Origin of the sequence: uncultured Flavobacterium sp., from assembly GCF_963975005.1 — a bacterium.
GTDB lineage: Bacteria > Bacteroidota > Bacteroidia > Flavobacteriales > Flavobacteriaceae > Flavobacterium.
Window position 1 is genome coordinate 1 of record NZ_CAXBFR010000137.1, and the last position, 7102, is coordinate 7102.

The 7102-nt window shown below is 28.2% G+C and carries 7 protein-coding genes and 1 pseudogene; 6 read left to right on the top strand and 2 right to left on the bottom strand.

What is annotated here, in order from left to right; translation table 11 throughout:
• Positions 1-875 precede the first annotated feature (875 nt).
• From AACZ53_RS12890 to AACZ53_RS12915, 6 genes are all read left to right on the top strand, one after another.
• Positions 876-956, top strand: a complete 81-nt coding sequence (locus AACZ53_RS12890) for a hypothetical protein (RefSeq protein WP_339839213.1) — start codon at positions 876-878, stop codon at positions 954-956.
• 75 nt (positions 957-1031) lie between these two features.
• Positions 1032-2072: a Gfo/Idh/MocA family oxidoreductase gene (locus AACZ53_RS12895; RefSeq protein ID WP_339839196.1), complete on the top strand. Its 1041-nt coding sequence runs from the start codon at positions 1032-1034 to the stop codon at positions 2070-2072.
• Positions 2073-2083: 11 nt separating this feature from the next.
• A complete protein-coding gene (locus tag AACZ53_RS12900) occupies positions 2084-2638 on the top strand; it encodes a 2'-5' RNA ligase family protein (RefSeq protein ID WP_339839199.1) in 555 nt (184 codons plus the stop codon).
• A gap of 68 nt (positions 2639-2706) precedes the next feature.
• Positions 2707-2832: a hypothetical protein gene (locus AACZ53_RS12905; RefSeq protein ID WP_339839202.1), complete on the top strand. Its 126-nt coding sequence runs from the start codon at positions 2707-2709 to the stop codon at positions 2830-2832.
• Positions 2833-2876: 44 nt separating this feature from the next.
• Entirely contained in the window at positions 2877-3023 is a 147-nt protein-coding gene (locus AACZ53_RS12910; RefSeq protein ID WP_339839204.1) for a hypothetical protein, read from the top strand.
• 280 nt (positions 3024-3303) lie between these two features.
• Positions 3304-3474 (top strand): hypothetical protein, encoded by a 171-nt coding sequence (locus AACZ53_RS12915; protein WP_339839207.1) that lies wholly within the window; start codon positions 3304-3306, stop codon positions 3472-3474.
• A 183-nt stretch (positions 3475-3657) separates the two neighbouring features.
• Here AACZ53_RS12915 and AACZ53_RS12920 read toward each other — a convergent pair whose 3' ends face one another.
• Together AACZ53_RS12920 and AACZ53_RS12925 are read right to left on the bottom strand one after the other, a co-directional pair.
• Complete coding sequence (locus tag AACZ53_RS12920; RefSeq protein WP_339839210.1) at positions 3658-4587, bottom strand: sterol desaturase family protein; 930 nt, start codon at positions 4585-4587, stop codon at positions 3658-3660.
• A 1938-nt stretch (positions 4588-6525) separates the two neighbouring features.
• Positions 6526-7102 (bottom strand): annotated as a pseudogene (locus tag AACZ53_RS12925) (hypothetical protein); the annotation flags it as partial.

A 7102-nucleotide genomic window follows, 5' to 3' on the forward strand; every position in this document is an offset into this window, starting at 1 on the left:
GTAAACGTTACCGTTGGTGATGTTGTTAAAACAATAAAAGTGATTAAGCAATAATGCAAATTAAAAATTAAAACAATAAAAAAAAGGCAATAATTTAAAATTATTGCCTTTTTTATTTCTGTACTTTATTTCAACTATCAAGTAGTAAAATTCATTAATATCATTTTATTCATGATTTGTTTTTCTGTTTTATTGGCAATAAGATCCGATTTTTTAAATATAGATATAATCACATAAATGAAACAATCTCTTCAAGATTTATTCTGGATTTGGCGTATTCTGGATCTGCATTTTTGTATCCAAAAGCAACCATAAATGATAATGTATCTACACCTAATTTTCTTGTAATAAAGCTGCTGCTTTTCTAAATCAAATCCTTCAATTGGATAACTATCTATTCTCGTTAAATCAGCCGAAGTCATTATATTATCTAAAGCAATATGAGTTTGATTTGAAAACGATTCGAAAGTTTTTTTAAGGCATTTAAAAAGAATATTTATGCGATTTTAGAGGTTTTTAAATGACAAATTGCAAAAACAAAATTTATTATTCTTAATTTTGTTAAAAACAAGTACAAAATATAAGTAATAGAATTATCGGAATGGAAACTACGTCCGATAAAAGAATTTTTTTCTGAAGTTCTTCAAAATAATTCAGATGAACGCATCAAAAAATATTAACCTACATTAGCGAAAATATTGAGAAACTTAATTATTAAAAACAGATAGTTTAGCCGATACATTTTCAATGTCACCTACTTACATCATTGATTTTTTTTAAAAGCAAGTCAATATGCCTTTGCGTGAATATATCATTAAAGCAAAATTATACTAGTATAAATTAGACTCTTAAATTCCGATTTTACCTTAACCGAAATTGCAGATGATTTTGGCTTTACCGAGATAAGTCATTTATCGAAAATATTTAAACGTTATGTTGTTAGATCTTTACGTTAATTTAAGAGTAACGGAGAATATTATTTGTTAAAAAGAACGGCTTCTGCTATAAAGTCTTAATCACAAAATATAATTATGAATAAATTAAAAACTGTCCTTTTATCCTATGGAATGTCTGGAAAAATATTTCATGCTCCATTTATCGAATTGCATTCTGGTTTTGAACTTATAGGTGCTTGGGAGCGAAGTAAAAAACTAATTCAAAATGATTATCCAAATGTCAAAAGTTATGCTACTATTGAAGAGTTACTGGCTGATGATATAGATTTAGTAATTGTGAATACTCCTGTAGACACTCATTTTCAATATGCAGAACAAGCTATAAATGCTGGAAAACATCTTATTGTTGAAAAATCTTTTACCACAACAGTTGAAGAAGCGGAATGCTTAAAAAAAATAGCAAAGGAAAAAGGACTTAAACTTGCTGTTTACCAAAATAGAAGATGGGATAGTGATTTCAAAACCGTAAAAAGTATTCTTGAAGAAAATGTTTTAGGTGAAATTGTAGAAGCAGAAATTCGCTTTGATCGTTATAATCCTCAGTTAAGTGCAAAAAAATGGAAAGAATCTAAAAATGATGGTGCTGGAGTTTTAAAAGATTTAGGACCGCATATTATTGACCAAGCTTTATGTCTTTTTGGTTACCCTAATGCTGTTTTTGCAGACATTCGCAACCTTAGAGAAAACTCTTTAAATGATGACAATATCGACATCTTATTGTATTATTCTGATAAAAGAGTAAGATTACATGCAGGTTTTTTTAACAAAGAACAAGTACCTGGTTTTATAATACAAGGTCGAAAAGGGAGTTTTTTTAAATCACGTGCTGACATTCAAGAAGATGTTCTTAAAACAGGTAAAAAACCAAATTTAGTAGATTGGGGAAAAGAACCTATTGAAAATGAAGGGCTTTTAAATATTTCTTTAAACGGTGAAACTATACGTAAAACTATCCCAACAATTCCTGGTAACTATTATGATTTCTTTGAAGGAGTTTATCATTCAATTATCAATAATTCAATAGAACCTGTTACAGCTAATGATGGTCTGAAAGTCATGCAAATTATTGAAGCTGCTATTGAAAGTTCTAATCAAAAAAAAGTGATTGATTTATAAAACTAAAAAAAATGGAAAACAAATATTCAATTGTTTTTATACCTAATGTGATTATTATTGAAGAAGTAAAGAAAATAAAACTTCAATTAGCCGATAAAATTGGTTGGTTCAATAGTAAAAATTCTTTGGCACATATTACTATTTGTGAATTTACTTCAACTGAAATTGAAATCATAAAAAATCAAATAAGTCGAATAACAGCAAGCTTCTCCCCTTTTGAAGTTAAATTAGTAGATTACGATAGTTATCCAAATGGTGCCTTCTTTATAAAACCTTCAGAAAAATCAAAAGAAGATTTAAAAAAAATAATGAGGATTTTAACAGCTTCATTAACCCTCAAAAAAATGTACAAAAGCAGTGATCCACATTTATCAATCGCAAGAAAATTAGATGTTGAAAAGTTAAAAATCGCTAATACTCTATTTCAAAAATTAGAAGTAAATTTTTGGTGTGAAAGTGTTTTTCTGAGAAAATTCAATCCTGACTTAAAACAGTTTGAAATTGTAGATTCATTTCAATTTAAGGGTGAGAAATCAACTGAAATTATTCAAGGTACTTTATTTTAAAACAGAACTATTTCACAATTAATTAAGTAGAAATAGTTCCCAGATTAGAAACAGGGTTTTTTTCAGAAATGGATAAGGGAAGCATTGTTCTTGATTATGAATATCCACCAGGTACTTCTTTAGAAGAAACAAATAGACCATTAGTTGAGGTAGAAAAAATCATTCAAAACGTAACAGAAGTTCAAGCATATTGAAGAACTGGAACGCAAATGGTTTTTTTTATTACTGAGCCTTATAGATGAATTATTTAATTCAATTAAAAAAAGATAGCAGTAAAACTAGCAATGATGTAATTGATAAAATTAGACATCAAGTGGAAACTTCACAACCTGCATTAAGCATTGATTTTGGACAAGTTATTGGTTCTGTATTGAAAATAGATTAAGTTGTTTCTATCCGGTTAATTTATCCAAATACTCAAAATAGAAATTTAGGAATAGTAATGAACCAAATCTAGCAAGAAGTTTCAAGTAAAATAGCTTTACCTAATGGTTATTATAATTAATTATGCCAGAGCTTTTAAACAACAACAATAACAACAAATCATTTAAAGAATTGTTACTTATTTTATTTGCTTCAACGTTATTGGTTTTTGGAGTATTACTTTTTTTTTAGGAATTTAAAAGTATCTCTAATTATTGTATTTATCTCTTTTATAGGAACTTATGAAAGCTATTATTGATTTGTTACCATTAGCTATTGGGTTAGAAACTGGTTCTGAATTACTTCAACCCTTAGCAATAGCTGCAATTGGTGGCTATTTGATTGCTTTACCGCTACTTTTGGTTATTTTGGCTAGTTTATTATACTTTTTGAAGCTTGAAAAAAAAATTTAAGTTATTTAAGTTTCTTTTATGTGTCATTTAATGATGTAGGTGTTTTTATCTACAATATTTAATTGGCTGATAAGAAAAGAACACTATCATAAACCAAGTCATTACAATTTAAATCCTTTACGTTTTTGTTTACTAAGTTATGTGATTTATTGCTTACAGCTTTTTTTTGAATAACTACTCTTGTTATAAATCAACATCTCTTTTGATTAATGGTTCATTTTCCTTTAAATAAATAGCGTTGAATTCAGTTTTAACAGCTTCTAAATTAGCTGGACTTGTAAAAAGCATTGCATAAGCTTCTTTTAAGGATCTACTTTTAACTACATCAGAAAGCATATCTTTCCATTCGTGAAAATTAAGAGTAATGGGATTATATGAATTAATTGGTTTAGTGATACCATAAAGGGTTTGTTCTTCCTCAGCTTGGAAAGTTCCAAATAATCTATCCCAAATAATAAATGTTGATCCAAAGTTTTTATCTAAATATTTAGCATTACTAGAATGATGCACTCTGTGATGTGATGGTGTAACAAAAACGTATTCAATGGGAGCTGGTAATCTTCTAATATACTCAGTATGAATCCAAAATTGATAGAGCACTTCTATTTGATGGCATATAAAAAAGAGAACTGGGTGAAATCCCATTAAAATTACTGGAATAAAAAAGATAAATTTGATATGTTGTGTCCAACTTAATCTAAAAGCCACCGACCAATTGTATTTTTCTGAATTATGGTGTGTGACGTGTGTTGCCCACCAAAAACGATTGACATGGGTTAATCTGTGTGACCAATATCTGAAAAAATCTATAGAAACAATGCACAGTATGAAGGCCCACCATGTACTTGGAATGCTCCACGGTACAAGATTATAAAAGAAAAGCATGACGCCAAATATTGCTAATTTTAGTAGTGCTGATATTCCGACATTTACCAATCCTATAAAGGTAGCTGAAATAGTGTCAAAGCTGTTGTAGTAATCTTTTTTTTGAGCTATTGTAAGCACCCATTCTGCAATAACGAGTAAAATCATTGGAATAGCTGCAATTTGAATAATGTTCAATCCTGCTAGTTGATCTAACAGCATTTCCATAGTCAATGGGTTATCTTTCATGTAATATAATTATTGTGGAGTTATTAAAGTTTCTATAAAGCTTTTATGTTTATTATGTTTCAAGATGTGAAACTATTTCTAGAATACCTGATATAATGAAGTTTATAGTTTTTTACTTATTCTTTTATGAATTTCTTCTCAAAACAAAAAAAATACTTTTATCAAACTAATTACTTAGATTTTTACAAGTTAGTTTTTTAAACTTTAATTATACACTTTTTAAGAGTAATTAAACAAATGAGCTTTTTTTATAAATTATAAAAACTTTATTTTTACTATACTTTTACTTATAATTTTATCTCAAAAAATAAATAACTAACTAATAATCATTTATTTATTATTATTTTACATTGATTTATTAGTGAACTAGATTTTATAATGCAAAAATCAAAACCAATGGCTTCAAAATAATTGTCCTCATTTTGTTTGATCAAGTTTACATATTTTAATTTCAAGAAAAATTCTATGTTATTGCCCTAAATCTATGTTGAACCATTGCCACTGGTGCATTGAAATTGATTGCAATTTCTTTGAATTATCTTTCTAACGGGTGCGTTTCCTAACCTAAATCAAATGACTCTAAAATTCCAGCATTATTGATTAAAAACATCCATACAACCAAGATTTTTTCAATAGTACTTGCTAAAGATTGTATGTCTTCATTGTTAGTTACATCACTTTTAAAAATAGTTAATGAAGGATTTTCTGCCTTAACTTTGTTTAATTTCTCTTGATTTGTTCCTGTTATAATTACAGTGTAACCCTACGTAATCATCAATTTAACAATTTCTAAACCTATTCCATAATTTCGTACTGTCATTAGTACTTTACTTATTTTTAAATCCATATCATATATATGTTTATAACTAAAACAATAAAGTTTTCATTGTGTAAAGACTTTAAGTGAAATTTTTTAATTTCAGTGAACCTAAAACAAGATTAGTCAACTTTATTTTACTTTTCTATTTAAGTCAAATTTACCTTTAAGAGTCTTAATCAACTTATAAACAAATACTTATATCAATAAAAATATAAAAGTTTAAGAATTTTGTCTATAAAAATATCAAAAATACTTTTGGCAACTTTTAGGTATAAAAAACCCGAAACGAAAGTTTCGGGTTATCTTTTGCGGAGAAAGAGGGATTTGTACTTCTTTTTTCACGCTAATGTTTACAAGCTTTCTGGTGTATTATGTTTTAATTGGTCATTAAATAGGTCCTTGTTGAAGACCTTTAAAGAACGTCAAATTGTATAATTCAAAATAATCATTATTTCTATATAATACAATAGTTTAGACCATTATTTAAACTACTCAATGAACACGTTATTAAACTTTAAAAAACGTTTTAGAAGCTAATAATTAACCTCCTCTTTTACCCAACGATATACGGAATTACCTGTTCTAATTTTAACCCACTGTAAGAACAAAATTCATCAATGGTTATAAATTGGCTACCTTGCTTCTTAATGTCTAATAATAGTATTCTCGAAGCATCTTAGCTTTTACCAGTTATCCTTTGCACGTCCTTAGGGTAAATGCAAACTCTTTTTGTTCAATTTTCATGCACTATCTATGGCTTTACTATGCTTATGGCATATAATATTTATGACTGTGACCCGTCCTAAAATAACTATACATTATGATTCTTGCTACATTGCCTCTCCATTCGTCACCTGGATACCAATTGCTTGAAGTTGTGGTGAATGATGCAATGCTTGAAGCTACGTTTTCAAATAGTTTATTACTTCTTTGATTATTTCTATCGCTATCTAAAGCGTGTAAGTTATGTCCATCGGATTCAGGGTTCAGTTAAGGTAATGCTAATAAGTTTGGAGACTTCGTAAGAGCTTGGTTAAAAGATATTTCAACGTATGCTTAAAATAATCATTACTACATAGCCCAATTTAAAAAAAGTATTTACATAATTAAAGTATTTATTAAAAGCCGATTTGAAACACTACTTCACCAATACTAGAATTTGCTCCTCCAGTATAATTAATTCTAGTAAAACTTGTTTGTAGTTTTATATTATTGTTATTAAAATATTTAGTAGCTCCTATTGTATAACTATTAGTATCAGGTAGCAATGAGGTACTATACTTTTGAAATTCTGGTTTTGTATTTTCATATCTAACGTCAAAACTTAAGCCTTTGTCTGTAACATAGCCTGCTTGTAAAGTATAACTGTCTCCTAAAATTAAATATTGGCTAATTTGTTGAGGTGCTAGTATTGTGGTGGCTGCTTCATCAATAAATTGCATGGTTAAATTATCCGCACTTGCATTGGCATATTCTGCTAACAGTGAAAAGCCATTGTATTTAAGTACTATATCAGTAAAAACTTGTGAATAGTCAACTAAATTATTTTTACCGTTACTATCATACAACATAAAATCACCATGCCCTTCTCCTACTTGATTACTAGCTCCTTTATTTTTACTGGCTGCTGCTCCCACCAAAATTTTTACTGTTTTCTCATGCGCTAAATCGGCTGTGTATTTGTCATTGTCTTTA